General features: G+C 41.7%; 1 protein-coding gene and 1 pseudogene. One reads left to right on the forward strand and one right to left on the reverse strand.

Features of this window, described 5'->3' with window-relative positions; all coding sequences use genetic code 11:
* Positions 1–693, reverse strand: a pseudogene (locus AC4E96_RS09275) (hypothetical protein); the annotation flags it as partial.
* A gap of 134 nt (positions 694–827) precedes the next feature.
* Here AC4E96_RS09275 and AC4E96_RS09280 point away from each other — a divergent pair.
* Positions 828–2,034 (forward strand): glycoside hydrolase family 3 N-terminal domain-containing protein (locus AC4E96_RS09280; RefSeq protein ID WP_490255616.1); only part of this gene is annotated, 1,207 nt, incomplete at its 3' end.

Below are 2,034 nucleotides of genomic sequence, written 5' to 3' on the forward strand. Positions count from 1 at the left end.
TTGGCCAAATGTTTGACCCAATACTTGGCCTGTAGTTTGGTGAATCGCAGACGTATTACTCGTGTCTGAATTGTTGGTAGTGGTGAAACTATCACTAATTAACGATGAGTCTAACACCTGTAAATATTGACGAACCGCCTCTTGCCCCAGACGAGCACCACCACCTTCATCACCTATCGGAAAACCCCAACCTCCTTTGAATATCAATTGGTTCTTGCCTGCCTTTGGTAAATCTCTGAAATGAGCGACAAACGAACCTGTTCCAAGCGTGATTAGTGTCGTATCAGAAAAGTCGTTTGAAAAAGCGGCACCAAACAACGCTGACACACAATCTTCCATAACTAAGCAATGAGTCATTGGCAGTTTGTTTTGACGGCAATGCTCAGTGATGCTGTGATGCAATCGTTTGGCAAGTGAGTCGTTCCCTGCACCAGCAACCCCAACACTGACAACAAGCTCAGTTGGACTGAGATCATTTAATAACTGGTTGATCATTTGTGCTATCACTTGTTCAGCACGTTCAAATGATGCGGTTAATGAACTACCTTCGAGCGTCAATTTTGATAACGGAAGTGAACTGTGGTTGTCTTGAATGTCAGCGGAAGCACTCTGGTTTAATTCGGTTAACTCAACCTGGTAAATGGCACCCTGAGTTTTACTGCCACCGCCATCTATTGCAATGATATATTTCATAAAAGTGATATCCTGTGTCTTAACAAGAATGTACTAAAAACCACACATACTTGAAACAACCGATTCAAGTTATCACGTTAAAATGATCGTTCATTTGGCTTTTGGTTATATGCGTAATTAAGGAATCTGACTTTATGAATCTGTCACTCTTTGTTCGATTAATAGTTTGGGTAGCGATCATTACTAGCCTACTCATGGCTAATTCAGCACTAGCGAAAAGTGTTAATGATGAATTATTACGTCAAGCAATTGGCCAAAAACTAATGATAGATATCAGGTTTTATTGTGAGAAGTCACGTTCCTCAAATACCAAAAAGGCCTGTCGAACGCCTATGGTCACCTTGCCTAACCCTGTTGCTCAAACGATTAAGTCTCAACATATTGGCGGTGTGATCTTATTTTCAGAAAATCTACAATCAACCAATCAAATTCGCACGCTAACTTCAGATTTACAAAATGCTCGAGCCGGAGATTTGCCGCTATTCATCGCTACAGATCAAGAAGGTGGCCGGGTTGCGCGATTACCATTGGATGATTTCGAAGCCTTTTCTGGGAATATGCCATTGGGCGCTGTGTATCAAGGTGATCAACAACTAGGTAAAAAATTAACGGCAGAGACATATAAAGCACTAGCGCATTCGTTAAGGTCGGTCGGCATTAATGTCAATTTTGCACCCAACATAGATGTAAACAACAACCCCAACAATCCAGTCATTAATATCCGTTCTTTTTCGGATAACCCAGAAGTAGTCTCAAACCTCGGTAAAGTAGCGGTTAATGCAATGCAACAGCAAGGAGTCATGGCCACACTAAAACACTTCCCGGGCCACGGAGATACCGTTGTGGACAGCCATTCTGGATTACCTGTTGTTGACCACCCAAAGTCTAGAATTGAACAGGTTGAATTGAAGCCATTCAATAAGATCATTGCTCAAACCCAGCCTGCTTTTGTTATGTCTGCACATATTCAGTTTCCTGCACTTGACCCGCAAAAGCTAACGACAAAAACGGGTGAGACCATCATTACTCCAGCTACTTTTTCTAAACCCATTTTGACCGACTTGTTGCGAAACCAAATGGGCTTTGAAGGATTGGTCATCACAGATGCATTAGACATGCGAGCTATAAGCGACTCATTTTCATCATTAGATGCTGTTGTGAAAGCTTTTAATGCTGGAGCTGATATTGCGCTAATGCCAATGGTCATTGATAGCAACGAATCTTTGATTGAACTTAGTCAATTGATCGACCAATTAGTGTTACTGACAAAACAGGGTGTGATTGATAAGGCGGCTTTGCTCAACTCCTATCAACGAATCATAACAGCGAAAAAAACATACA

This window comes from Psychrosphaera sp. (assembly GCF_982872775.1).